This is a genomic window from Serratia sp. BNK-12 (assembly GCF_047456085.1).
GTDB classification, from domain to species: domain Bacteria; phylum Pseudomonadota; class Gammaproteobacteria; order Enterobacterales; family Enterobacteriaceae; genus Serratia; species Serratia liquefaciens.
The window spans coordinates 4,690,340-4,714,719 of record NZ_CP179896.1; the positions used below are offsets into that span (position 1 = coordinate 4,690,340).

At 56.9% G+C, this 24,380-nt stretch carries 24 protein-coding genes; 20 read left to right on the forward strand and 4 right to left on the reverse strand.

The genetic code is table 11. From position 1 onward, the window contains the following. Positions 1–213 precede the first annotated feature (213 nt). Positions 214–2,922, reverse strand: coding sequence for a magnesium-translocating P-type ATPase (mgtA, locus tag ACMGG1_RS21850; RefSeq protein ID WP_400827053.1), 2,709 nt, complete (start codon positions 2,920–2,922; stop codon positions 214–216). Positions 2,923–3,339: 417 nt separating this feature from the next. On the opposite strand from mgtA, the gene treR reads away from it, so the two are divergent. From treR to ACMGG1_RS21875, 5 genes are all read left to right on the forward strand, one after another. Beyond that, positions 3,340–4,287 carry a trehalose operon repressor TreR gene (gene treR, locus ACMGG1_RS21855; protein ID WP_130016107.1) on the forward strand — a complete coding sequence of 316 codons (948 nt, stop codon included), beginning with the start codon at positions 3,340–3,342 and terminating at the stop codon, positions 4,285–4,287. Positions 4,288–5,104: 817 nt separating this feature from the next. Continuing rightward, a complete protein-coding gene (locus tag ACMGG1_RS21860) occupies positions 5,105–5,620 on the forward strand; it encodes a colicin D domain-containing protein (protein ID WP_277986134.1) in 516 nt (171 codons plus the stop codon). Then, positions 5,617–5,883 (forward strand): colicin immunity domain-containing protein, encoded by a 267-nt coding sequence (locus ACMGG1_RS21865; protein ID WP_142816056.1) that lies wholly within the window; start codon positions 5,617–5,619, stop codon positions 5,881–5,883. The genes ACMGG1_RS21860 and ACMGG1_RS21865 overlap by 4 nt, the downstream gene beginning before the upstream one ends. 63 nt (positions 5,884–5,946) lie before the next feature. Further along, entirely contained in the window at positions 5,947–6,489 is a 543-nt protein-coding gene (locus tag ACMGG1_RS21870; RefSeq protein WP_400827056.1) for an S-type pyocin domain-containing protein, read from the forward strand. Positions 6,490–6,626: 137 nt separating this feature from the next. Then, positions 6,627–6,899, forward strand: coding sequence for a colicin immunity domain-containing protein (locus tag ACMGG1_RS21875; protein ID WP_128865506.1), 273 nt, complete (start codon positions 6,627–6,629; stop codon positions 6,897–6,899). A gap of 90 nt (positions 6,900–6,989) precedes the next feature. On the opposite strand, the gene ACMGG1_RS21880 is transcribed toward ACMGG1_RS21875, so the two are convergent. Further along, positions 6,990–7,406: an Exc2 family lipoprotein gene (locus ACMGG1_RS21880; RefSeq protein ID WP_410529121.1), complete on the reverse strand. Its 417-nt coding sequence runs from the start codon at positions 7,404–7,406 to the stop codon at positions 6,990–6,992. A 331-nt stretch (positions 7,407–7,737) separates the two neighbouring features. Between ACMGG1_RS21880 and treB the strand changes: the two genes are divergently transcribed. Continuing rightward, positions 7,738–9,153, forward strand: coding sequence for a PTS trehalose transporter subunit IIBC (treB, locus tag ACMGG1_RS21885; RefSeq protein WP_020824992.1), 1,416 nt, complete (start codon positions 7,738–7,740; stop codon positions 9,151–9,153). A 56-nt stretch (positions 9,154–9,209) separates the two neighbouring features. Continuing rightward, entirely contained in the window at positions 9,210–10,874 is a 1,665-nt protein-coding gene (treC, locus tag ACMGG1_RS21890; RefSeq protein WP_400827059.1) for an alpha,alpha-phosphotrehalase, read from the forward strand. 28 nt (positions 10,875–10,902) lie between these two features. Here treC and ACMGG1_RS21895 read toward each other — a convergent pair whose 3' ends face one another. Further along, on the reverse strand, positions 10,903–11,427 hold the full coding sequence (locus ACMGG1_RS21895) for an NAD(P)H-dependent oxidoreductase (RefSeq protein ID WP_048762834.1): 525 nt from the start codon (positions 11,425–11,427) through the stop codon (positions 10,903–10,905). Between the two features lie 104 nt (positions 11,428–11,531). Here ACMGG1_RS21895 and ACMGG1_RS21900 point away from each other — a divergent pair, with 104 nt between their 5' ends. The 3 genes from ACMGG1_RS21900 to nrdG all read left to right on the forward strand — a co-directional run bounded on the left by ACMGG1_RS21900 (position 11,532) and on the right by nrdG (position 15,500). After that, a complete protein-coding gene (locus tag ACMGG1_RS21900) occupies positions 11,532–12,440 on the forward strand; it encodes a LysR family transcriptional regulator (protein WP_187962185.1) in 909 nt (302 codons plus the stop codon). Between the two features lie 283 nt (positions 12,441–12,723). Next, complete coding sequence (gene nrdD / locus ACMGG1_RS21905; RefSeq protein WP_020824988.1) at positions 12,724–14,862, forward strand: anaerobic ribonucleoside-triphosphate reductase; 2,139 nt, start codon at positions 12,724–12,726, stop codon at positions 14,860–14,862. Positions 14,863–15,035: 173 nt separating this feature from the next. Next, on the forward strand, positions 15,036–15,500 hold the full coding sequence (gene nrdG / locus ACMGG1_RS21910; protein WP_116691389.1) for an anaerobic ribonucleoside-triphosphate reductase-activating protein: 465 nt from the start codon (positions 15,036–15,038) through the stop codon (positions 15,498–15,500). A gap of 45 nt (positions 15,501–15,545) precedes the next feature. Here the strand turns inward: nrdG and ACMGG1_RS21915 are convergent, their stop codons facing one another. Continuing rightward, complete coding sequence (locus ACMGG1_RS21915) at positions 15,546–16,604, reverse strand: permease (protein ID WP_130016100.1); 1,059 nt, start codon at positions 16,602–16,604, stop codon at positions 15,546–15,548. Positions 16,605–16,864: 260 nt separating this feature from the next. On the opposite strand from ACMGG1_RS21915, the gene phnF reads away from it, so the two are divergent. Genes phnF through ACMGG1_RS21965 form a run of 10 tightly spaced genes read left to right on the forward strand, consistent with a single transcriptional unit; the run spans position 16,865 to position 24,369 of the window. Continuing rightward, the gene (gene phnF, locus ACMGG1_RS21920) at positions 16,865–17,590 is read left to right on the forward strand and encodes a phosphonate metabolism transcriptional regulator PhnF (protein WP_170868571.1); all 726 of its coding nucleotides are present in this window, start codon (positions 16,865–16,867) and stop codon (positions 17,588–17,590) included. Further along, positions 17,591–18,034, forward strand: coding sequence for a phosphonate C-P lyase system protein PhnG (gene phnG, locus ACMGG1_RS21925; RefSeq protein ID WP_046374634.1), 444 nt, complete (start codon positions 17,591–17,593; stop codon positions 18,032–18,034). A gap of 2 nt (positions 18,035–18,036) precedes the next feature. Beyond that, positions 18,037–18,618 carry a phosphonate C-P lyase system protein PhnH gene (phnH, locus tag ACMGG1_RS21930; protein ID WP_130016099.1) on the forward strand — a complete coding sequence of 194 codons (582 nt, stop codon included), beginning with the start codon at positions 18,037–18,039 and terminating at the stop codon, positions 18,616–18,618. Beyond that, positions 18,618–19,703: a carbon-phosphorus lyase complex subunit PhnI gene (locus ACMGG1_RS21935; protein WP_142816062.1), complete on the forward strand. Its 1,086-nt coding sequence runs from the start codon at positions 18,618–18,620 to the stop codon at positions 19,701–19,703. Before phnH ends, ACMGG1_RS21935 begins: the two co-directional genes overlap by 1 nt. Next, positions 19,696–20,556 (forward strand): alpha-D-ribose 1-methylphosphonate 5-phosphate C-P-lyase PhnJ, encoded by an 861-nt coding sequence (locus ACMGG1_RS21940; RefSeq protein WP_414161018.1) that lies wholly within the window; start codon positions 19,696–19,698, stop codon positions 20,554–20,556. The genes ACMGG1_RS21935 and ACMGG1_RS21940 overlap by 8 nt, the downstream gene beginning before the upstream one ends. After that, positions 20,556–21,344, forward strand: a complete 789-nt coding sequence (phnK, locus tag ACMGG1_RS21945) for a phosphonate C-P lyase system protein PhnK (RefSeq protein WP_414161019.1) — start codon at positions 20,556–20,558, stop codon at positions 21,342–21,344. Before ACMGG1_RS21940 ends, phnK begins: the two co-directional genes overlap by 1 nt. Positions 21,345–21,360: 16 nt before the next feature. Then, on the forward strand, positions 21,361–22,065 hold the full coding sequence (phnL, locus tag ACMGG1_RS21950) for a phosphonate C-P lyase system protein PhnL (RefSeq protein ID WP_020824977.1): 705 nt from the start codon (positions 21,361–21,363) through the stop codon (positions 22,063–22,065). Continuing rightward, positions 22,065–23,201, forward strand: coding sequence for an alpha-D-ribose 1-methylphosphonate 5-triphosphate diphosphatase (phnM, locus tag ACMGG1_RS21955; RefSeq protein WP_414161020.1), 1,137 nt, complete (start codon positions 22,065–22,067; stop codon positions 23,199–23,201). Before phnL ends, phnM begins: the two co-directional genes overlap by 1 nt. Beyond that, positions 23,201–23,770, forward strand: a complete 570-nt coding sequence (phnN, locus tag ACMGG1_RS21960) for a ribose 1,5-bisphosphokinase (RefSeq protein WP_116691394.1) — start codon at positions 23,201–23,203, stop codon at positions 23,768–23,770. Before phnM ends, phnN begins: the two co-directional genes overlap by 1 nt. Further along, positions 23,767–24,369, forward strand: a complete 603-nt coding sequence (locus ACMGG1_RS21965; RefSeq protein ID WP_261135918.1) for a DapH/DapD/GlmU-related protein — start codon at positions 23,767–23,769, stop codon at positions 24,367–24,369. Before phnN ends, ACMGG1_RS21965 begins: the two co-directional genes overlap by 4 nt. Positions 24,370–24,380: the final 11 nt, after the last annotated feature.

Here is a 24,380-nt window from a genome sequence, read left to right on the forward strand (position 1 = left end):
CAGGCAGCAAGCGTCTGAATCCCTGGGAGCTTAGATTTGCTAAGTGACTAGGGTGAGGACGTGCAGCCAACAACGCGGTAGTTTGAAAGGCAAAGGGGAAGACAGCTAAGCTGTAAATAAAGACTGAGCACAGGACAGATGTCCAACGACAAGGGTGAAAAGCCGGGTTGGATCACAGATGCCCCTCTTCCAGGCGAAAGAGGGGCGCAGCGATTACTGCCAGCCGTAACGGCGCACAAACCAGCCTTTCACGCACTGGGTCAGCACCATATAGCCGGTCAGGATCAGCACCAGCCACGGGAAGTAGCCGAGCGGCAATGCCTGCAGTTGCAGGAATCCGGCCAACGGCGAGAAGGTCAGGCCGATGCCGGTAACGATGACCAGCAGGGTCATCATGCACAGCGGCCATGAAGGACGGCTCTGGATAAACGGTATTTTGCGCGTGCGGATCATATGCACAATCAGCGTTTGCGACAGCAACCCCTCCACGAACCAGCCGGACTGGAACAGCGTCTGCATTTCAGGCGTATTGGCCTTGAAAACCCACCACATCAGGCTGAAGGTCAGCACGTCGAAGATCGAGCTGATCGGCCCGAAAAACACCATAAAGCGTCCAATATCCCCGGAGTTCCAGCGTTGCGGCTGAGTAATCTGATCGTCGTCGACGTTGTCGAACGGAATGGCGATCTGTGAAATGTCATACATCAGGTTCTGGATCAACAGGTGCAGCGGCAACATCGGCAGGAAAGGCAAAAAGGCGCTGGCAATCAGCACGCTGAAGACGTTGCCGAAATTGGAGCTGGCGGTCATCTTGATGTACTTGAGCATGTTGGCAAAAGTACGGCGTCCCTCGATGACCCCCTGCTCCAACACCATCAGGCTTTTTTCCAGCAGGATGATGTCCGCCGCTTCCTTGGCGATATCCACGGCGGAGTCCACCGAAATACCGATATCCGCCGCACGCAGAGCGGGCGCATCGTTGATGCCGTCCCCCATAAAGCCGACCACGTGGCCCTGCTGGCGCAATAGCTTGACGATGCGTTCCTTATGCAGCGGCGTCAGCTTGGCGAACACCGTGGTACGCGCCGCAGCCTGCGCCAGCTGTTCGTCGTTCATCTGTTCGATTTCACTGCCGCGCAATACGTGATCCGCCGCCAGCCCGACGTCTTTGCACACCTTGGCCGCCACCAGCTCATTGTCACCGGTGAGGATCTTCACCGTGACACCGCTGTTTTTCAGCGCCGCCAACGCTGGCGCCGTGCTCTCTTTAGGCGGATCGAGGAAGGCCACGTAGCCCTCGAGGATCAAATCCGACTCGTCGGCCACGCTGTATTCATGGGCCTGGGCCGGCAAGATCTTGTTGGCCACCGCCACTACGCGCAACCCTTGCTGGTTGAGATCGTCGGTGATGCGCCGAATTCGCGCCAGCAGCGCTTCGCTGAGCGGGATCACCTCATCTTCCTGCCGCACATGGCTGCAAATCGCCAGCATCTCTTCCAGCGCGCCCTTGCAGATCAGTTCGTGATATTGCGCGTCTTTGGCCACCACCACCGACATACGGCGCCGTTCAAAATCAAACGGGATCTCATCCACTTTACGGTAATGCTGCAACGCATCCGGCTGTTGGTTTTGTTCCGCGCAGCTCAGCACTGCCACGTCGAGCAGGTTTTTCAAGCCGGTCTGGTAGAAGCTGTTAAGCCAGGCGTAATGCAGCACGCGATCGCTGGCGGCACCGAACACGTCGGTGTGGCGCTCCAGCACGATTTTATCCTGGGTCAGGGTGCCGGTTTTATCAGTGCACAAAACGTCCATGGCGCCAAAGTTTTGGATAGCATCCAGACGTTTGACGATCACTTTCTGCCTGGACAGTTTCACTGCCCCTCTGGCCAGCGTTGAAGTGACGATCATCGGCAGCATTTCCGGGGTCAGCCCCACCGCCACCGACAGCGCAAACAGCGCCGCTTCCCACCAGTCACCCTTGGTGTAGCCGTTGATCAACAAAACGATCGGTGTCATCACCAGCATAAAACGGATCAGCAGCCAGCTGACCCTGCTGATGCCGGTCTGGAAGGCGTTCGGCTGTTCATCCTGGCTGATAACCCGCCGCGCCAACTGGCCAAAGTAGGTGCCGCCGCCGGTACCGATCACCATCGCCAGCGCGGTGCCGCTGACCACGTTGGTGCCCATAAAGCACAGGTTCTGGCACTCCAACGGATCTTCTGCCTGTTCGCGCAGCTCGGCGATTTTCTCTACTGGCAGAGATTCGCCGGTCAACGCTGCCTGGCTGATAAACAGATCCTTGGCCGACAGCACGCGCAGATCCGCCGGGATCATATCTCCTGCCGCCAGTTTGATGATGTCACCCGGCACCAGTTGAGAGATCGGCAGTTCAAGGTGTTCGCTTTTCCCGGACAATGCGTCGCTACGGATCACCGTGGCGGTGTTGCTGACCATCGCCTTCAGCGCGTCCGCCGCCCGATTGGATCGCGCTTCCTGAATGAAATTCAACAACGTGGAGATCACCACCATCAGTGCGATCACCAGTGCGCCCGTCAGATCTTCCGTCGCGTAAGAGATCATGCCAAGCGCGGTCAGCAGCAGGTTGAACGGGTTGCGATAACAGTGCCACAGGTGCTGCCACCAGGCTTCTTTTTGCTGATCGTCGATGACGTTCTCGCCGCAGCGTTCGCGTACCCGTTCAGCCTCATGGGCAGTGATGCCTTCCGGGTGGCTGTGAAAACGCAGATACAGATCGGTGACGTCGGCAGCGGCGCATTCCAGCCGCTGCTGTGCCAATCCGGCGGGCAACCCTTGCGCTTTGCCGCCAAGGCTGTCCAACAGGCTATCGCGGTGCACCAAACGGCGCGGTAAATTGCGGCTGAGCATGCCCAACAGCTGACGGGGAATATTTTTCAGTTTCATTATTTTGCACCTCGTCGCCCATTGCCTCCCGGCAGCGGGTGAACGCTGGATCGCTCCCAACCGGGCTTTTGGATGCGCCAAAAAGCCTCTGCCGGGGCAGATCCTGTTTTTTTAAAAGCAGCAGGAGCGAACGACGGGCGTGCGCTACCGGTTACCGTTTACTTCACCGGTAAAACAGCAGCGCAAAGCGAGCAGGTTTTACCGGATCACCGAGTGGGTGTCTAACGGGGTCGGATCGGGATCCATACGGGTGATAACCTCCGGTAAATGAAAAGATCGAACGACAAGAGCGGCCGTTCAGCGCAGCACATAAATCCCTGCATAGCGTCAAGATCCGTTGCGGAAAATAAGCTATGCTGACGGGCATTCAGCGTAGGCCGCCAGTCTACGCCTTTTAACCTCAACGAAAAGTAAACCATGCAAAACCGGCTGACCATCAAGGACATCGCACGCCTGAGCGGCGTAGGCAAATCCACCGTATCACGCGTGCTGAACAACGAAGGCAGCGTGAGCCCGCAAACCCGCGAACGGGTGGAAGCGGTGATCCGTCAGCAGGGGTTTACCCCGTCCAAATCGGCGCGCGCCATGCGCGGCCAGAGCGATAAAGTGGTCGGCATCATCGTTTCCCGTCTCGATTCGCCATCCGAGAACCAGGCGGTACGCACCATGCTGCCGCTGCTGTATCAGCACGGTTTCGACCCTATAGTGATGGAAAGCCAGTTTGAAACCCGGCTGGTGGAAGAGCATCTGCATGTCCTTCAACAGCGCAACGTCGACGGGGTGATCCTGTTTGGCTTCACCGGCCTGACGGCGGCCATGCTCAGCCCATGGCAAGAAAAGATGGTGGTGCTGGCGCGGGAATACGACGGTTTTTCCTCGGTGTGCTACGACGACGACGGCGCCGTACGGCTGTTGATGGAACGCCTGCACCAGCAGGGGCATCGCCATATCAGTTATTTGGGGGTGCAACTGTCGGATGCCACCACCGGTTTGCGCCGCCACCAGGCCTATCTGGACGCCTGCCGCCAACGGGGTATTTCCCCCCATGTGGCCTTGGGTGAATTGAGTTATCAGAGCGGCTTCCAACTGGCTGCCTCAGCCATCAAACCACAGACCACCGCGCTGGTGTGCGCCTCCGATACCATCGCCCTCGGCGCCATCAAATACCTGCAACAGCAGCATATTACGCCGCTGCAGGTGTGCGGCATCGGTAACACCCCGTTGCTTAACTTCTTGTTCCCCGAAACGTTCTCGGTCGATCTCGGCTACGGCAGCGCCGGACTGCAGGCTGCGCAACAGCTGCTGGGCCAGCTCAGCGGCGAACAGGGTATCCGTCAGATCATCGTGCCAAGCAAACTCGCCTGACGGCGGGTGGGTTTGTTTACCCGGATAAATTCCCCAGCCTGAAATACCCTGTTGGTGCTCACACCCAGTGAGCGTCACTTCATCGCTATTTTTTTGTCTCCGCCACCACACAACAACCGGTAGTCGACCGCCTTCACCCATCAAAGTAAATTACTGTTCATACATACAGTTATCGCTGTGTGTTTTAGTGGTTTTTCAGCACACGGAATGTGTACCTCCCCAGACCTGCCATTCAGGGGCAACGGAGGTAAGGGTGAACTGCAGCCCACCGATATCGACAAGCGTTTTTACACCTATGAGATCAAGGAGCTTGAACGTTATCGTAACCTAGGTATTAACGATGGAGTCGTGCCAGATAATCAAGGAGAAGTATGGAATAATACCCATACAGCAACTCTGGAAGACTATAAAGTTAACGAGAGAAATGAACCTTTATACACACCTGAAGCATTTAGGGCTTCGGAAGAACAAACGAAGAGGGAGGAGCTATGACTGAATTCAACTCAATGCTTGAAAAAGAAAAAGTTAAGGATGTCATATCTTTCTTTGCTGGTTTAACAAACGGGATCGGTTACCCTCAAATGGATAATTTCTTTGTGCGTTAACGATTTGATGTTGTTGGTAATGGTGAGTTGTTAAAATTATTTGAGGAGCTACGGGAAGCAGGCATCGTCGAGTGGGGAGATAAAATGCTTGTTAAAAAAGGCCCCAACTGGAAAGAGCCAAAATTCGTGACCGAGAAAAAATACGGCATCGAATAACATTCTGCGTTTTACAAAAAATTAATTTTCAGCAAAGCCCAACAATTTCTCATTTGTTGGGCTTTTTAATTAATACAATCGTCTTATTCTGTCCATTTATTTATCCTCCCCATGCCGGTACCTATGTCAGACATGCGGACAGCATTGTTGTTACGACCTTCCCTGCAGACGTCGTCCAGGATTTACAGGATTTTATCTTGTGGCAGCCGGATGCGACTGAAACAGGCGTTGAAGCTCTCTATGTGATGGTCAGTGATCCACTTGACTCTGGGCGTTTTACGCGTAAACAATTGGACAAGAAATTTAAGCATGCTAGTGATTTTGGTATTGCCGACACGAAAAAAAATAGAGTAACGTTGACTCAATATCGCGACGCAATTGAAGCACACTTGAAGGATAGAGATACTGTGAAAAAAGGAACATATCGACGAAACACGAGCTCAACTGTGTATTTTAATCCGAAATCAATGAATGTCGTTATTCTTAAGGCTGATGGGAGCTTCTTGTCAGCATGGAAAATAGACCCAACGGAAGAGAACGGCAGGATATATTTAGCATCGGGGGTATTATGAGTAGAGTTAAACTAATAGAAATTGGTAAGAAATTCATAGAAAATAAAATCAGCGCCGAAACTTTCGCAGAAGAAATAGTGATTTCAAGACGTGGGCTATATGGTGTGGAAGAACCGAACAAATCTATAGATATGTGTGGTGGTGAACTATTTATTTTGGCGGATTGTTTTAACCCTGATTCTGACCGTGACAGTTATGAGTTGGACGAATCAGAATTAAAGAAAGAAGTCAAAGCGACCCTGGAGAAATTCAATCTTCTTTAATCTATCGAATGGCCTTATGTCTATGCATTAAACAAAGCCCAACAAACGAAACTTTGTTGGGCTTTGTTCATTAATAAAATATTCTTACCCTACTTACTTATCCTATTTTTGCCCCTCTCCTCTGAAGAGATAACTCGTGAAGAGGCAACCAGACTGGATAAAATTACGTTCCCAGCAATGGGAGGCGTACCTGCCCAGACCATACTGATAAATTCTGTACCGACTGGCCCTGCGGCACCGTCACATACAGGCAATGGTTCATCGGTCCCCAAGACGCCTGTGAATACCGGCACCAATGTCAGACATGCGGACAGCATTGTTGTTACGACCTTCCCTGCAGACGTCGTCCAGGATTTACAGGATTTTATCTTGTGGCAGCCGGATTCGACTGAAACAGGCGTTGAAGCTCTCTATGTGATGGTCAGTGATCCACTTGACTCTGGGCGTTTTACGCGTAAACAATTGGACAAGAAATTTAAGCATGCTAGTGATTTTGGTATTGCCGACACGAAAAAAAATAGAGTAACGTTGACTCAATATCGCGACGCAATTGAAGCACACTTGAAGGACAGAGATACTGTAGAAAAACGAACCTATCGACGGTAAAAGGGATCTAAGGTGTTCTTTAACACTAAAACAAACAATGTCGTCGTTCTCGATAAGGATGGAGATTTCATTTCTGGATGGAATTTAATCTCTGATTCCCCACAATATAATAGTTATATTAAGACAGGGGTTTTATAATGAGTGAAAAACTAATCAACTTAGCTAAAAAGCTAGTGTCATCACAACTAACTGCTGATGACTTCGAGTCACAATTCTTTAAATTATGGCGAGAAGAAGGAAAATCAGGGCAATTAGCTAAAGATAGTAAAAATGTTGGTGAGTGTGCATCTGAGATTTTCATCCTTGCAGACTGCTATACTTCCGTTCCAGATCGACGAGAAAGTGAATTGGACTCCGATGGGTTAAAGAAAGAAGTCAAAGCGACCCTGGAGAAATTCAATCTACTTTAACCCTCACCAATTTCTGAATAAAATAATTGAAACAATGCCCAATAAGCTCTAGTTTATTGGGCACTTTCATTAGTAGCTTATTTATCCCCCTCAAGGCCGGCCTTCGTAACCATCCCAGTAGGTGGCCACGGCGGAATCCAGCAAGATCTGGCGTTGTTTTTGCGGGTTATCCACTGAATATTGCTGATTGATAAATCGCCCTTTCTTCCCCATGTCACTGAGGAATTCTGGGCTGCGGAAATAGGCTTCCTGCTGCTGTGCCTGTTGTTGCGTTAAGCCCTTGGCCCGATCGGCTTTGCCCATTTGGTAAAACTGGTCAAAGAATGGGATAGCCGCTTTTATCGAGTCTGGGATTTGGGTTCGCATTTCGGGGGAGAAATCCTCACGTGCCAACTGATAAACCGCATGTTTGGCGTGGCGTTCCGGGCTACTTTTTTGACTGGTACAGGCGCTCAGGAGCAGCGCGGTAAAGACAAAAAGCAGTCGAGGCAATGTCAAAGTCATCATTCTTCCTTGAAAAAAGTCCGTGGTAATAGCACTCGTATAGCGTATTGGTTTTGAAAACACAGGCGTGAGTGCCGCTGATTTCAATCAACTTATTGATTGTTAAGGCTGACAGTATAGCCAGCGTTGCATCAGTTCAAGATAATATTACGGAATGTTTCGCCCCGCTCTCAAATTTCCCCTGTTCAACAAGTGGTCATTTTTTTATCGTTTTGTGATCCTCGCCCCAAACCGGGAACGTTCCCATTCCATAAAAAAAGCGAAATGACTAAGCTTTGATCATCACTCCAACAACACCTCTGCGGCAGTCTCATACCAAGAAAGGTATCTAATAATGGGCAAAGTAAAACAGCAGGATATCGATCGCCTGATTGTGCTGGTGGGCGGGCGCGAGAATATCGCCACCGTCAGCCATTGCATTACCAGGCTGCGTTTCGTTCTCAACGACACAAGTCTTGCCAAACCAAAAGAAATCGAAGAGCTGCCAATGGTCAAAGGCTGCTTCACCAATGCCGGGCAGTTCCAGGTAGTGATTGGCCCGGAGGTCGGTGATTATTATCAGGCGTTGATTGCCACCACCGGCGTCAACGAGGCCGATAAAGAACAGGCCAAGGTGGCTGCGCGCCAGAACATGACCTGGAGCGAGCGCGCTATCTCCCACTTCGCCGAAATCTTCTTCCCGCTGCTGCCAGCGCTGATCAGCGGCGGTTTAATCCTCGGCTTCCGCAACGTGATCGGCGACATCCCGATGTCCGGCGGCCAAACACTGGCGCAAATGCACCCGGCGTGGAAAACCATTTACGACTTCCTGTGGCTGCTCGGTGAAGCCATCTTCATGTTCCTGCCGGTCGCCATCTGTTGGTCAACGGTGAAAAAAATGGGCGGCACGCCGGTGCTTGGCATCGTGCTGGGCGTCACGCTGGTGTCGCCGCAGTTGATGAACTCCTATCAGCTCGGCCAGCAGATCCCGGAAGTGTGGAACTTCGGCTGGTTCACCATCCAGAAAGTCGGCTATCAGGCGCAGGTGATCCCGTCCATGCTGGCCGGTATGGCACTGGGCTGGATTGAAACCCGTTTGAAAAAGATCGTGCCGGATTACCTGTATCTGGTGGTAGTGCCGGTCGTTTCTCTGCTGCTGGCGGTGTTCCTGGCGCACGCCTTTATCGGCCCGTTCGGCCGCATGATTGGCGATGGCGTAGCCTGGGCGGTGAAAGCCGTCATGACCGGCAGCTTCGCGCCGATTGGGGCCGCGCTGTTTGGTTTCCTGTATGCCCCGCTGGTGATCACCGGCGTACATCAGACCACGCTGGCCATCGATATGCAGATGATCCAAAGCATGGGCGGCACGCCGGTTTGGCCACTGATTGCTCTGTCCAACATTGCGCAGGCATCTGCGGTGCTGGGTATCATCATCGTCAGCCGCAAGGCCAACGAACGTGAAATCTCGGTCCCGGCGGCAATCTCCGCCTACCTTGGCGTCACCGAACCGGCAATGTACGGGATCAACCTGAAATACCGTTTCCCTATGCTGTGCGCGATGATCGGCTCTGCCTTCGCCGGGCTGATCTGCGGCCTGGACGGCGTGATGGCCAACGGCATCGGCGTCGGCGGTTTGCCGGGCATCCTGTCAATCAAACCTCAGTTCTGGATGATTTACACGGTGGCGATCCTGGTGGCGGTGATTATCCCGCTGGTCCTGACCATGATGGTTTACAAACGCAAAGCCAGCCGCGGTGAGCTGCCGGTCTGATTAAAATGTAGGGGCCCGGCATGCCGGGCCCGTTGTCACGATTTAAAGGTATGACTATGAGCAATCCAATCCTCTGGTGGCAAAACGGCGTCATCTACCAAATCTACCCGAAGAGTTTTCAGGACAGCACCGGTAACGGCTACGGCGATCTGGCCGGTGTGACCCAGCGGCTGGACTATCTGCAGGAGCTGGGCGTCGATGCGATCTGGCTGACGCCGGTTTATGTCTCCCCACAGGTGGATAACGGTTATGACGTGGCGGACTACTGCGCCATCGATCCGGCCTACGGCACCATGGAGGATTTCGACCGACTGATTGCCGCCGCCCACCAGCGCAGCATCCGCATCGTCATGGATATGGTGTTCAACCACACTTCAACCGAGCACCCGTGGTTCAAAGCTTCGCAAGAACCGAACAGCCCCTTCCGCCAGTTCTACGTCTGGCGCGATGGCGAAGGTGATACCCCGCCGAACAACTGGCGTTCCAAATTTGGCGGTAATGCCTGGCAGTGGCATGCCGACAGCGGCCAGTATTACCTGCATCTGTTTGCCACCGAGCAGGCCGATCTCAACTGGGAACACCCGCCGGTCCGCGAAGAATTGAAGAAAGTGTGCCAGTTCTGGGCCGACAAAGGCGTCGACGGCCTGCGCCTCGACGTGATTAACCTGGTTTCCAAACAGCAGGATTTCCCGTCCGATCCCCAGGGGGACGGTCGCCGTTTCTATACCGACGGGCCGCGGATCCATGAGTTCCTGCAGGAAATGAGCCGCGACGTGTTCCAGCCGCGCGGCTTGATGACCGTGGGCGAAATGTCCTCCACCACCCTGGAGCATTGCCGGCAGTACGCTGCGCAAAGCGGTGAAGAGTTGTCGATGACCTTCAACTTCCATCATCTGAAAGTGGACTATGCCGGCGGCGAAAAATGGACGCTGGCGGCGCCGGATTACGTTGAACTGAAACAGATTTTCCGCCACTGGCAGCAGGGCATGCACAACCAGGCCTGGAATGCGCTGTTCTGGTGTAACCACGATCAGCCGCGCATCGTTTCGCGCTTCGGCGATGAAGGCGAACTGCGAGTACCGGCCGCCAAAATGCTGGCGATGGTGCTGCACGGCATGCAGGGCACGCCTTATATTTATCAGGGCGAAGAGCTCGGCATGACCAATCCCGGCTTTAGCACCATCGGGCAGTACCGCGATGTGGAAAGCCTGAACATGTACGCCGAGCTGAGCTCCCAGGGCAAAAGTAACGCCGAATTGCTGGCGATCCTGGCCACTAAATCGCGCGATAACGGCCGCACGCCAATGCAGTGGAGTGCCGCGCCCAACGCCGGTTTCACCCAGGGAACCCCGTGGATTGGCTGTGCGGAAAACTACCCGCAAATCAATGCTGAAGCGGCACTGGCCGATCTGGACTCGGTGTTTTACGCCTACCGTCAGTTAATCACCCTGCGCAAGCAGTATCCGCTGTTGACCCACGGTGACTATCAGGATCTGGCGCCCAACCATCCGGCGCTGTGGTGCTACCAGCGCCGCTGGAACGGCCAACGCCTGCTGGTGGCGGCCAACCTCAGCCGCGAACCGCTGGCCTGGCAGGCGGAAGGCGTGGAACCTTCAGCGTTGTGGCGTCCGCTGATGAGCAATTACGCCGATGCGCCTACGCAACCGCAGGCCATCACCCTGCGCCCGTTCGAAGCGGTGTGGTGGTTGTTAGAGGACTAACCCCCAGGGTGCGGCCTCAGGCTGCGCCCTACTCTTTTTTCAACAGAGCCACCACTCCGGCGGCCTCTTGCGCCAGACGCTCATCGCTCATATCAAAGACGCCCTGCACCAGATGCGGCGGCAGATAATCCATGCCGGTCAGGTTGGCCATCGCATGGAACGGACGCAGCAAATCCTCGACCGGATAGCGGTTATACCCTTCCGCCGTATAGGCCTGCTGATTGCCGCCGGTGGTGACCACCAGTTGCAAGGGCTTGCCATGCAGTTGGGTACCTTCACTGCCGTAGGCGAAACCGTGGGTTAATACCGCATCCTGCCACTCGCTGAGAATCGCCGGTGAGCTGTACCAATAGAACGGGAACAGCATCACCACCGCATCATGGTTTTGCAGCAGCTCTTGCTCACGCGCCACGTCGATTTGATAGTCCGGGTAAGCACGCATCAGTTCGTGGACAGTGACGTTAGGCAAAGGACGAAGCGCTTCGATCAGCGCTTTGTTGATGCGTGATTCGTCGGGAAAACGGTGGGCGGTCAACACTAAAATACGCGACATAAAGGATCCTTGATTAAGATTTGATAACGCATTTTTCCATTTCCAGCGCCCCGGGTGTAGGCTGTGAATCGTCACTTCAATTTCAACTGAAAGTATCAACCACTATGTCGCTGCCCTTTGACGTGCACCGCCTGCTGCCGGCCTTTCTCGCGGCCGCCCAGGTACAGAATTTCTCCGCCGCCGCGCGCCAACTGGGCGTCACCCCGGCGGCAATCAGTAAAAATATTCGCGTGCTGGAAGAAAAACTGGCGCTGCGGTTGTTCCAGCGTAATACCCACAACGTGGTGCTCACCGACGAAGGTAAGGCGCTGTTGCAGCAAGTCGCACCGCTATGGCAGGCGCTGTCCGCCACGCTGGAAACTGCCGGTAGCGCGCAGCAGGCACCTTCCGGCACGGTGCGCGTCAGCATGATCCCCGGCTTCGGCCGCCAGATCCTGATGCCGTTGATCCCGCAATTCCTGGAACGTTATCCGCAGATCGATCTCGATCTCTCACTGGATGCCCGCGTGGTTAATCTGGTGGGCGAAGGATTTGACGTCGGCATCGGCAGCCGGGTCGATCCCGACAGCCGGCTGGTGGCGCGGCCACTGTATCCGATGCAGATGGTTCTGGCGGCCTCGCCCGGCTATCTTGCGCAGCACGGCACGCCGCAGGATCCTGACGATCTGCTGCAACATAATTGTCTGCTGCACCGTAACCCGGCCACCGGCCGCAGCGTAAAATGGCCGTTGCATCGACATGGCGAAGTCAAAACGCTGGAGCTGCATGGTCGCCTGGTGGCCAGTCGGCCGGAGATGTTACTGGATGCGGCGCTGGCCGGCCTGGGCATCGTCTGTCTGGCGCGTTGGTATGCGGAGCATCACTTTGCGCAGGGTACCCTGCTGCCGGTGCTGGCAGAATGCTGGCCGCAGCCAACCCAACTGTGGTTGTACTATGCCTCGGCCGATCTGCCCCCGCGAGTGCGCGTCTGGGTTGAGTTCCTGCTCGAACATTTCCACTCTCGTCCGGCCTGAGCATTCAGGCCAAAATTAACGTCTGTACAGCTTACGCGCGCTCTTTCATTTTCTTTGTCCTACGTCAAAAGAACTCCACCAACATCTATATATAGTGCATTAAGAAACGACAGCAACTATATATAGTAGTTATCCACAAAATCATCCACACATCGCCTCAGCCCTTGCGTGCTGCGGCATTGCCCTGTGGATAAGCTGAAATCATACCGATACCCGCTAGCTTTCAGGCTGAAATCTGCAAGGCAGGGCATCAACGCTCCCTCGGGGAACAAGGAGTAACAACGTGAAACCAGTAGTGATTAAACGGGACGGTTGTCAGGTACCTTTTGACGAGGCACGTATTGGGCAAGCGATCGAGCGGGCCGCGCTGGCCGTGGGGATCGTCGATGCGGACTACTGCGCAACCGTCGCCCGCGTAGTCGCTCAACAGATATCACAGCAGCCGCGCGTCGATATCCATGAAATCCAGCGGGCAGTGGAAAACCAGCTTATGGCCGGCGAATACAAGCAGCTGGCGCGGGCCTATATTGAGTACCGTCACGATCGCGACGTCGCGCGTGAACTGCGTGGACGGTTGAACCAGGAGATCCGCGGCCTGGTCGAGCAAAGCAACGTGGCATTGCTCAATGAAAACGCCAATAAAGACAGCAAGGTGATCCCCACCCAGCGCGATCTGCTGGCCGGGATCGTCGCCAAGCACTATGCCAAGCAGCACATCCTGCCGCGTGACGTGGTGCTGGCCCATGAGCGAGGCGAGATCCACTACCACGATCTCGACTACTCGCCATTCTTCCCGATGTTCAACTGCATGCTGATCGACCTGAAGGGCATGCTGACCAACGGCTTCAAGATGGGTAACGCCGAGATTGAACCCCCGAAGTCGATCTCCACCGCTACCGCAGTGACCGCGCAAATCATCGCGCAGGTGGCCAGCCATATTTATGGCGGTACCACCATTAACCGTATCGACGAGATCCTGGCGCCGTTCGTCACCGAAAGCTTTAACAAACACCAGCAGGTCGCCGAACAGTGGCAGATCCCTGACGCGCAAGGCTATGCCATGGCGCGCACCGAAAAAGAGTGTTACGACGCCTTCCAGTCGCTGGAATACGAGGTCAACACCCTGCACACCGCCAATGGCCAGACGCCGTTCGTCACCTTCGGTTTCGGGCTGGGGACCTCTTGGGAATCACGCTTGATCCAACGTTCTATCCTGAGTAACCGCATTGCCGGGCTGGGCAAAAACCGTAAAACGGCGGTATTCCCTAAACTGGTGTTTGCCATCCGCGACGGCCTGAATCATCAGTACGGCGATCCGAATTACGACATCAAGCAGTTGGCGTTGGAGTGCGCCAGCAAACGCATGTATCCAGACATACTCAATTACGATCAGGTGGTGAAAGTCACCGGCTCGTTCAAAACGCCGATGGGCTGCCGCAGCTTCCTCGGCACTTACGAAGAAGAGGGCGAGCTGGTACACGATGGTCGCAACAATATCGGCGTGATCAGCCTGAACCTGCCGCGTATTGCGCTGGAGGCCATGGGCGATGAAAGCCGCTTCTGGGATCTGCTGGATCAGCGCTTGCTGCTGGCGAAAAAAGCGCTGATGACGCGCATTGCCCGGCTGGAAGGTATCAAGGCGCGCGTGGCCCCTATTTTGTATATGGAAGGCGCCTGCGGCGTACGCCTGAAGGCAGACGACAACATTGCCGAGATCTTCAAGAATGGCCGTGCCTCTATTTCGCTGGGTTACATCGGTCTGCATGAAACCATCAACGCCCTGTTCGGCAACGAACAACACGTATACGACGATGAAACGCTGCGCGCCAAGGCGATCGCCATCGTTGCGCACCTGCGGGCCGCCACGGAAAGTTGGAAAGCCGAGACCGGTTACGGCTTTAGCCTGTACAGCACGCCAAGCGAAAACCTGTGCGATCGCTTCTGCCGGCTCGATACCGCCGATTTCGGCGTGGTGTCTGGCGTGACCGACAAAGGCTATTACACCAACAGCTTCCACCTCGACGTAGAGAAAAAGGTCAATCCTTACGACAAGCTGGATTTTGAAGCCCCCTATCCGCCATTGGCCAACGGCGGTTTCATCTGTTACGGCGAATACCCGAACCTGCAGCACAACCTGAAAGCGCTCGAAGACGTGTGGGATTACAGCTACAGCCGCGTGCCCTATTACGGCACCAACACGCCCATCGATGAATGCTACGAGTGCGGCTTTACCGGAGAATTCTCTTGCACCAGCAAGGGCTTCACCTGCCCGAAATGCGGTAACCACGAGCCATCCAAGGTCTCCGTCACCCGCCGGGTGTGCGGCTATCTCGGCAGCCCGGATGCCAGGCCGTTCAATGCCGGCAAGCAAGAAGAGGTGAAACGCCGGGTGAAACACCTGGGGAACGGGCAGATCGGCTGAAGCAAAGATCGTCAAGCCTGCTGAGCATACGTCTGTTCATCGGGCGTGATTGTCGCCGCCAATTTACCCTCGGCCAGCGCGGAAGAAACGGAGCGTACACACAGTACGTGAGTATTCAGAGCACTGCCCGAGGGGAAAATGGCAAGTAAAATAGCCAGATGGGCAGACCTCACATGAATTATCACCAGTATTACCCCATTGATGTCGTCAACGGCCCCGGCACCCGCTGCACGCTGTTTGTTGCCGGCTGCGTGCACCAGTGCCCTGGCTGCTACAACAAAAGTACCTGGCGGCTTAACTCCGGCCAGCCGTTTACCCAGACGATGGAAGATCAGTTGATTGCCGACCTGAACGATACGCGCATTCCGCGCCAGGGGCTGTCGCTGTCCGGTGGCGATCCCCTGCACCCCGCCAACGTCGCGGCGGTGCTGCAACTGGTAAAACGGGTGCGCGCCGAATGCCCCGGCAAGGATATCTGGCTGTGGACCGGCTACCGGCTGGCGGAGCTGGATGCGCAGCAAATGCAGATAGTGGACAGGATTAACGTGTTGATTGACGGAAAGTTTGTGCAGGACTTAAAAGATCCGGCGCTGATTTGGCGCGGCAGCGCTAATCAGGTGGTGCATAAGCTGCGTTAATCCTTTGAAATTGGGGCGCAATTCAGCATTGCGCCCTTTTCATAGCTATACCAACCCCATTCCTACCACGCCCGTGACGATCCCACACAGCGCAACCAACAGCGCTGTCAGGCACAGTGCCTTGGCAGAGAAAGCCTTGTTCAGCATCAGCAACGAAGGCAGGCTGACCGCCGGCAGGGTCATCAACAGCGCCAGCGCCGGGCCGGTGCCCATACCCGCCAGCATTAGAGTCTGCACAATCGGGATTTCTGCCGCCGTCGGGATCACGAACAGGCAACCGGCGATCGCCAGGCCAATAATCCACAACACGCTATTATCTATCGCCCCATCGGCATGCGGGAACAGCCAAACGCGCGCGGCCCCTAGCGCCAATACCGCCAGAATGTAGACAGGTATGGTGGACCAAAACAGCGACCACAGCGCCTTGAGCCAGCGGCCGAAAAACGGCCTTTCGTCAGCTTTATCCAGCGGCAGCAGCGGCGTTTGCAAAGCCGCCGGCTGCGGATCCCTGGCAGTGGCACGCTGCACCAGCCAGGCGATGCCCAGCACCATGATCACCCCAGCCACCAGCCGGATTGCGGCAAACTGCCAGCCGAGCACAAAGCCCATAAAAATCAGCGTGGCCGGATTCAGCACCGGGTTACTCAGCCAGAACGCCATCGCTGCCCCGCTGGACACCGACTGACGCCGTAATCCGGCAGCTACCGGCGCGGCACAACAGGTACACATCATGCCCGGCAGTGCGATCACCGCGCCCAGCAAGGTACCGGAAAAACGCGGATGGCCGAGCGTGCGCATCAACCAATCGCGTGGGATCAGCACCTGCACCAATGAGCCCAACACCACACCGAGCACCGCCGCCTTCCATACCGCCGTGAAATAGACCAGCGCGTAATGCCAGGCCGCCAGCCACGGGCTGCTGTCGTCGTTGACCAGTATCGATTTGCCGATGGAATGCGTGTCCGCCGCCAGAAAGGCCTTGCCGTAATAAGGCTGCCATTTGACGTAGTAGAGGCCGATGGCCACCACCAGCAGAAACAGCGCCGGTTTCCACCACGGCCAAGGGCGGGCGCGGTGTTCAGTTGCAGTCAGGGGATGTGGCATGGGCTTAGATTAACTCGGTTCAATCATCAATAGCGTCAGCTTAGCGCGCAGCGGCCCCCTGCGCATCATCTGCCTGTCCAAAATAGTTCATCTGTTCGCCACCGACGCGTAACGCGATTGTCATCTGACGCCTGCAAGATGATGCCAACTTCACCACGGGACCTACCCGTCGTCTTTCAAGCCGCAGGGTAAGCACTGTAAGACATGCCGATAAACCGCATATTTTTATGTCGTTATGGCCACCGAGGTTTTTTATTATGATGGACTTATCTAGACATCCGACCAGTTTTCCCACCCGCTACCAGCAAATCGCCGCGCAGCTGGAACAAGAGCTGCGCACCCAATACCGCTGTGGCGACTACCTGCCTTCCGAGCAGCAATTGGCGGAACGCTATCAGGTCAATCGCCATACCCTGCGTCGTGCAGTCGATCAATTGGTGGAGCGCGGCTGGCTGCAACGCCGGCACGGGATCGGCATTCTGGTGTTGATGCGCCCCTACGACTACCCGCTGCATGCCAATACCCGTTTCAGTCAGAACCTGTTCGAGCAGGGAAGCCACCCCACCAGTGAGCGCTTACTCGCTGTACTACGCCCGTGCAATGGGCATGTTGCCAGCGCGTTGTCACGGGAAGAAGGTGAAACGGTGATCCACCTTCGCACTTTGCGCCGGGTCAACGGCGTACCGATGAGCCTGATCGACCACTATCTGCCCGATCTGGACTGGTGGCCGGCGCTACAGCAGTTCCACAGCGGTTCGCTGCACGAATTTATCGAATCAAACATCCACCAGCCGCTGACCCGCAGCCAGACACGCATCAGTGCGCGCCGGGCCCAGGCCAAAGAGAGCCGGATGCTGGAAATTGCCACCCAGGCGCCGCTGCTGTGCGTGCGCACCCTGAACGTCTGCACCGGCAGCGACAACGTGGCGGAATACTCCGTCAGCCTGGCGCGCGCCGACATGATTGAACTGACGATGGAGCACTAAATGCAAGCCTTACAGCCGAGACAACGCTGGATGTCGGTACTGGCGCACAGCCAGCCGGCCCAGTTGCGCAGCCACTGGCAGGCGCTGAATATCAACCCGCGCTACCAGAGCATCCGTGCACCGGAGATTGGCCTGGCGCAGTTGCAGGGGCGCATGGGGGCCACTGGCCGCCGCTTCGTCTTGGGCGACATGACCGTCACCCGTGCGGTGGTCCAGCTCGAAAACGGCGGCTATGGCTACAGCTATATCGCCGGGCGCGATAAGGCGCATGCCGAACTCTGCGCGCTGCTGGATGCCCTGCTGCAACTGCCGGAGCAGGCCGAATTGCTGCAACAACAGCTGATAGAGCCGCTGGCCGCGCTGCAACACGAGCAACGTCAGCTGCGTGCAAGGGCCGTCGCCTCCAGCCGGGTGGACTTCTTTACGCTGGTGCGAGGGGATTAATCATGAGCCTACTGACAGGTTTTACCCAGCCGATCGACCAATCTCAGCAGACTTTCCGCTTAATTCTTAAGGCGTTAAGCGAGCCTGGGCATGTGGTTACGCTGCAAGGCAGCCCAACCTGGGACAGGCTGAATGCCGCCAGTACCGCTGCCTTGCTGACCCTGGCGGATCAGGAAACTCCGATCCAGCTGAGTCCTGAGCTAAAAAGTGAGCAAGCGCTAACAAACATTCGCTTCCACAGCGGCGCACCGCTGGCCGACCGCGCCGAAGAGGTGTGTTTCGCCCTGTTCGATAGCCAACTGCAGGCGACCGATTTACAGGCATTGCCGCGCGGCAGCGAAATTTCCCCCGAGTTCAGCGCTACGGTGATTGTGCAGTTAGCTAGCCTGGAACAAGGCACCGCCCTGCGCCTGACCGGGCCAGGCATCGAACATCAACGAATTATTTCACCGCAGCTGCCGCCGGCGCTGCTGGATTACCTGCTTAACCGCCCGCAGCGCTTCCCGCTGGGGCTGGATTTCCTGCTGACCTGCGGCGAATGCCTGTTGGCGTTACCGCGAACCACCCACGTGGAGGTGTGCTGATGTACGTTGCCGTTAAAGGGGGCGAAAAAGCCATTGAGGCCGCCCATCAGTTACAAGAACAGCTGCGGCGCGGCGATGACAGCGTGGCGGAACTGAGCGCACTGCAGATTGAGCAGCAGCTGGGGCTGGCCGTGGACAGGGTCATGACCGAGGGCGGCATCTACGATCCCGAGCTGGCGGCGCTGGCCATCAAGCAGGCAAGCGGCGATCTGGTCGAGGCCATTTTCCTGCTGCGCGCCTACCGTACCACTCTGCCGCGCCTGGCGATCGGCGAACCGCTGGCGACAGAAAATATGCGACTGGAGCGCCGCATCTCGGCAGTTTACAAGGACTTGCCCGGCGGACAGGTGCTGGGGCCAACCTACGATTACACCCACCGGCTGTTGGATTTCGCGTTGCTGGCGGAAGGAGAAGCCCCCCGCGCACCACAGGCGGACGAACCCTTGCCGGAAAACTGTGCCCACGTGTTTGATCTGCTCAGTCAGCAACAGCTGGCGTTGGCGGAGCGGGACGACGGCAGCATACCGGACGATATCACCCGTAATCCTCCGGTTTACCCCTGCTCACGCTCAGCGCGTCTGCAGCAATTGGTGCGCGGTGACGAAGGCTTTTTACTGGCGCTGAGCTACTCCACCCAACGTGGCTACGGCCGTACCCACCCGTTCGCCGGCGAGATCCGCACCGGCTATGTTTCAGCGGAGATCACGCCAGAAGAGCTGGGTTTCACCATTGATATCGGCGAAATCCTGCTAACCGAATGCGAGATGGTTAACGGTTTTATCGATCCGCTTGACCAGCCGCCGCATTTCACCCGCGGCTATGGTCTGGTGTTTGGCCGGGCCGAACGCAAGGCGATGGCGATGGCGCTGGTAGACCGTGCACTGCAAAGCCCCGAGTACGACGAAGGCATCGCCAGCCCGGCGCAGGACGAAGAGTTCGTGCTGGCCCATGCCGATAACGTCGAAGCCGCCGGCTTTGTTTCCCACCTTAAACTGCCGCACTACGTCGATTTCCAGGCAGAGCTGGAACTGCTTAAGCGTCTGCGCCAGGAATTTAGCGAGCGTCAGGAGGCCCGCAATGAGTGAAGTATTAACCGGCTACAACCTGGGCTACCTGGACGAGCAAACCAAGCGCATGATCCGTCGCGCCATTTTGAAGGCAATCGCCATCCCCGGTTATCAGGTGCCGTTCGGCGGCCGTGAAATGCCGATGCCCTACGGCTGGGGCACCGGCGGCATTCAGTTGACCGCCAGCGTGATTGGCCGTGCCGACGTGCTGAAGGTGATTGATCAGGGCGCCGACGACACCACCAACGCCGTGTCGATTCGCCGCTTCTTCCAGCGCGTCGCCGGGGTCGCCACCACCGAACGCACGCCCGAGGCTACGCTGATCCAGACCCGTCACCGCATTCCGGAAACCGCGCTGCGCGAAGACCAGATCCTGATTTATCAGGTGCCGATCCCTGAGCCGCTGCGCTTTATCGAACCGCGAGAAACCGAGACCCGCAAAATGCATGCGCTGGAAGAGTATGGCGTGATGCAGGTGAAGCTGTACGAAGACATCGCGCGCTACGGCCACATCGCCACCACCTACGCCTATCCGGTGAAGGTCAATGACCGCTACGTGATGGATCCGTCGCCGATCCCCAAATTCGATAACCCGAAAATGCACATGATGCCGGCGCTGCAGCTGTTTGGGGCCGGACGCGAGAAACGTATCTATGCCCTGCCACCCTTTACCAAAGTGGAGAACCTGGACTTCGACGATCATCCGTTCAGCGTACAGCAGTGGGACGAGCCCTGCGCGCTGTGCGGCTCGCGCCACAGTTATCTGGACGAGGTGGTGCTCGACGACCAGGGCAACCGCATGTTCGTCTGCTCCGATACCGATTACTGCCAGCAGCAACTGGCGCAACCTTCGCAAGAGGCGCAGCACTGATGACTTCCACCCCTCTGAGCACCACGCCGCTGCTGTCGGTGGCTAACCTGACCCACCTGTACGCGCCGGGCAAAGGCTTTAGCGATGTGTCTTTCGATATCTACCCCGGTGAAGTGCTGGGCATCGTCGGCGAATCCGGCTCCGGCAAAACCACCCTGCTGAAGTCGATCTCTGCGCGGCTGGCGCCACAGCAAGGGCAGATCCTCTATCGTCCGCAGGCCGGGCAACAGCATGATTTATATGCGATGGCGGAAAGCGATCGCCGCCGCCTGCTGCGCACCGACTGGGGCGTAGTGCATCAGCACCCGCTCGACGGGCTGCGGCCCAAGGTTTCCGCCGGCGGCAACATCGGCGAACGGCTGATGGCCATCGGCCAGCGCCACTATGGCGACATCCGCCGTCAGGCCGGGCAGTGGCTGGAAGACGTTGAGATCCCGCTGTCGCGCCTTGACGATCTGCCGACCACCTTTTCCGGCGGTATGCAGCAACGCTTGCAGATCGCCCGCAATCTGGTGACCCACCCGAAGCTGGTGTTTATGGACGAACCCACCGGTGGTCTGGACGTTTCGGTGCAGGCGCGGCTGCTCGATCTGCTGCGCACTTTGGTGGTGGAAATGCAGTTGGCAGCGGTGATCGTCACCCACGATCTCGACGTGGCGCGCCTGCTGGCGCACCGCTTGCTGGTGATGAAACAGGGCGAGGTGGTGGAAAGCGGCCTGACCGACCGGGTGCTGGACGATCCACACCATCCTTATACCCAACTGCTGGTTTCTTCGGTGCTGTCGTAACTCAAGGTAATAACAGATGACTATTCAAATCCGGGTTGAACACCTCAGCAAAACCTTTGTGCTCCACCAGCAGCACGGCACGCGGCTGCCGGTATTGCACGACGCCAACATGACGGTCAGCAGCGGCGAGTGTGTGGTGCTGCACGGCCATTCCGGCAGCGGAAAATCAACCCTGCTGCGCTCGCTGTATGCCAACTATCTGCCCGACAGCGGCCATATCTGGGTCAACCATCAGGGGGAATGGCTGGACATGGTGCAGGCCGAAGCGCGCCAAATCCTGGCGGTTCGCCGTCATACCCTTGGCTGGGTCAGCCAGTTCCTGCGAGTGATCCCTCGTATCAGCGCACTGGACGTCGTGATGCAGCCGTTACTGGAACAGGGTGCCGATCGCGCCGAATGCCGTGAACGCGCCGAAACCTTGCTTAACCAGCTCAATGTGCCGCAGCGTCTGTGGCAGTTGGCGCCTTCGACCTTCTCCGGCGGCGAGCAACAGCGGGTGAACATTGCGCGCGGCTTTATTGTCGATTATCCGATTTTGCTGCTGGACGAACCCACGGCGTCACTCGACAGCCGCAACAGCGCGGCAGTGGTCGCCTTGATCGAACAGGCCAAACGGCGCGGCGCGGCTATCGTCGGCATTTTTCATGATGAGGGCGTCCGTCAGCAGGTCGCCGACCGGTTATATGACATGCAGGCGCCACAGGCGCTGGAGATCCTCTGATGATCATCAATAACGTGAAGCTGGTGCTGGAAGATCAGGTTGTCGAAGGATCGCTGGAGATCAACGACGGCACGATCCGCAGTTTTGCCGATACGCCCAGTCAGTTACCCCAGGCACTGAACGGTGAAGGCGGCTGGTTGCTGCCTGGCCTGATCGAATTACACACCGACAACCTGGACAAGTTTTTCACCCCGCGCCCCAACGTCGACTGGCCGGCCCATTCGGCCATGAGCAGCCATGATGCATTGATGGTGGCCAATGGCATCACCACCGTGCTGGACGCAGTGGCCATTGGCGACGTACGCGACGGCGGTCATCGGCTGGAGAACCTGCAAAAAATGATCGACGCGGTGATCCACAGCCAGCGTGCGGGGGTGAATCGCGCCGAACACCGGTTGCACCTGCGCTGCGAACTGCCGCACGACAGCACCCTGCCGTTGTTCGAACAGCTGATGAACAAGCCAGGCGTGTCTCTGGTGTCGTTGATGGACCATTCGCCGGGTCAGCGCCAGTTCGCTTCGCGAGAAAAATACCGCGAATATTATCAGGGCAAATACAACCTCAATGACCAGCAGATGAGCGACTTTGAGGAGCAGCAAATCGGGCTTTCCGCTCGCTGGGCCACGCCAAACCGCGAAGCGATCGCCGCTCACTGCCGGGCACGCAAGATCTCTCTTGCCAGCCACGACGACGCGACCGCCGAACACGTAGCCGAGTCCTGTGCGCTGGGCAGCGCCATTGCCGAATTCCCCACCACCGAAGCCGCGGCCCTGGCCTCGCATCAGCAAGGATTACAGGTGCTGATGGGGGCGCCGAATATCGTGCGCGGCGGTTCCCACTCCGGCAACGTGGCAGCGCACCATCTGGCGGCGTTGGGGGTGTTGGATATTCTGTCTTCCGATTATTACCCGGCCAGCCTGCTGGATGCGGCATTTCGTATCGCGGCCGACGAGCGCAACGGCTACGGCTTGCCGCAGGCGGTGCAGATGATCACCCGCAACCCGGCGAAAGCGCTGGACTTGCAGGATCGCGGGACCATCGCCGAAGGATTACGGGCAGATTTGGTGCTGGCGCGGCCGCACGGCGAGCATATCTACGTGCAGAACGTGTGGCGCCAGGGCAAGCAGGTGTTCTGATGGCACAGCTTATCTATCTGATGGGGCCTTCCGGGGCCGGGAAAGACAGCCTGCTGGCCGCCCTGCGCGCCCATGCCGACAGTGCGCCGCTGGTGGCGCACCGTTATATCACCCGGCCGGCAGACGCCGGCTGCGAGAACCATATTGCGCTCAGTGAACCCGAATTTTTGCGCCGCCGCGCCAAAGGCCTGTTCGCCCTCGACTGGCACGCGCACCAGCATCATTACGCTTTTGGGATCGAAGTGGATCTTTGGTTGCTGCAGGGGATCGATGTGGTGGTCAATGGCTCGCGCGCTCACTTATTGCAGGCGCAGCAGCGTTATGGCGCACAGCTGCTGCCGGTTTGCCTGCAGGTCAGTACGCATATTCTCCGCCAGCGGCTGCAAAACCGCAGACGCGAAAATGCCGAGCAGATCGAACAACGATTGGCGCGAGCGGCAGAGTACCAGGAAAAACTCCCTGCCGGTTGCCGACGGTTGGATAACGACGGCAACCTTGATGACACGCTGGCGGCGCTGTTGGCGCTGCTGCCCTCTTTGGCAAAACAACCACAGGATGCCGTGCCATGAACGATGCTGCGCAGCCGAGAATCGGTAACAACGTGACGCTTAACCGCAGTCGCTTAGGCCAATATGTACATCTGGCCGACGATGCGATTCTGGAAGAGGTGGAGATGGGTGACTACTCCTATACCGCAGGACACAACCAGATTTTTTACGCCACCATCGGCAAATTCGTGTCGATTGCCTCTTATGCGCGTATCAATCCTGGCAATCACCCCAGTTACCAGCGTATCGCCCAACACCATTTCACCTACCGCGCTTCAGAGTATGACCTGGGAGAAGACGACGAAGCGTTCTTCGACTGGCGGCGCGAACAGCATGTGACTATCGGCCACGACGTCTGGATCGGTCATAACGCCATCGTCATGCCCGGCGTCAGCATCGGCAACGGTGCCGTTATCGGCAGCGCGGCGGTCGTCACCAAAGATGTCGCCCCCTATGAGATTGTCGCCGGCGTAGCGGCCAAAAAGATCGGCATGCGTTTCGACGACGCCCTGATCGAACGCATTGAGCGCAGCCAGTGGTGGCACTGGGACCACCAGACGCTGCAACAACGGTTGGCGGATTTCCGTGATATCCATGCCTTCGCGGAGAAGTATTTATAATCGGGAGTGAC

Coding starts and splice junctions, on each gene's coding strand:
- mgtA (WP_400827053.1), bottom strand. CDS start 2,922: ATGAAACTGAAAAATATTCCCCGTCAGCTGTTGGGCATGCTCAGCCGC.
- treR (WP_130016107.1), top strand. CDS start 3,340: ATGCAAAACCGGCTGACCATCAAGGACATCGCACGCCTGAGCGGCGTA.
- ACMGG1_RS21865 (WP_142816056.1), top strand. CDS start 5,617: ATGAGTAGAGTTAAACTAATAGAAATTGGTAAGAAATTCATAGAAAAT.
- ACMGG1_RS21875 (WP_128865506.1), top strand. CDS start 6,627: ATGAGTGAAAAACTAATCAACTTAGCTAAAAAGCTAGTGTCATCACAA.
- ACMGG1_RS21880 (WP_410529121.1), bottom strand. CDS start 7,406: ATGATGACTTTGACATTGCCTCGACTGCTTTTTGTCTTTACCGCGCTG.
- treB (WP_020824992.1), top strand. CDS start 7,738: ATGGGCAAAGTAAAACAGCAGGATATCGATCGCCTGATTGTGCTGGTG.
- treC (WP_400827059.1), top strand. CDS start 9,210: ATGAGCAATCCAATCCTCTGGTGGCAAAACGGCGTCATCTACCAAATC.
- ACMGG1_RS21895 (WP_048762834.1), bottom strand. CDS start 11,427: ATGTCGCGTATTTTAGTGTTGACCGCCCACCGTTTTCCCGACGAATCA.
- ACMGG1_RS21900 (WP_187962185.1), top strand. CDS start 11,532: ATGTCGCTGCCCTTTGACGTGCACCGCCTGCTGCCGGCCTTTCTCGCG.
- nrdG (WP_116691389.1), top strand. CDS start 15,036: ATGAATTATCACCAGTATTACCCCATTGATGTCGTCAACGGCCCCGGC.
- ACMGG1_RS21915 (WP_130016100.1), bottom strand. CDS start 16,604: ATGCCACATCCCCTGACTGCAACTGAACACCGCGCCCGCCCTTGGCCG.
- phnF (WP_170868571.1), top strand. CDS start 16,865: ATGGACTTATCTAGACATCCGACCAGTTTTCCCACCCGCTACCAGCAA.
- phnG (WP_046374634.1), top strand. CDS start 17,591: ATGCAAGCCTTACAGCCGAGACAACGCTGGATGTCGGTACTGGCGCAC.
- phnH (WP_130016099.1), top strand. CDS start 18,037: ATGAGCCTACTGACAGGTTTTACCCAGCCGATCGACCAATCTCAGCAG.
- ACMGG1_RS21935 (WP_142816062.1), top strand. CDS start 18,618: ATGTACGTTGCCGTTAAAGGGGGCGAAAAAGCCATTGAGGCCGCCCAT.
- ACMGG1_RS21940 (WP_414161018.1), top strand. CDS start 19,696: ATGAGTGAAGTATTAACCGGCTACAACCTGGGCTACCTGGACGAGCAA.
- phnK (WP_414161019.1), top strand. CDS start 20,556: ATGACTTCCACCCCTCTGAGCACCACGCCGCTGCTGTCGGTGGCTAAC.
- phnL (WP_020824977.1), top strand. CDS start 21,361: ATGACTATTCAAATCCGGGTTGAACACCTCAGCAAAACCTTTGTGCTC.
- phnM (WP_414161020.1), top strand. CDS start 22,065: ATGATCATCAATAACGTGAAGCTGGTGCTGGAAGATCAGGTTGTCGAA.
- phnN (WP_116691394.1), top strand. CDS start 23,201: ATGGCACAGCTTATCTATCTGATGGGGCCTTCCGGGGCCGGGAAAGAC.
- ACMGG1_RS21965 (WP_261135918.1), top strand. CDS start 23,767: ATGAACGATGCTGCGCAGCCGAGAATCGGTAACAACGTGACGCTTAAC.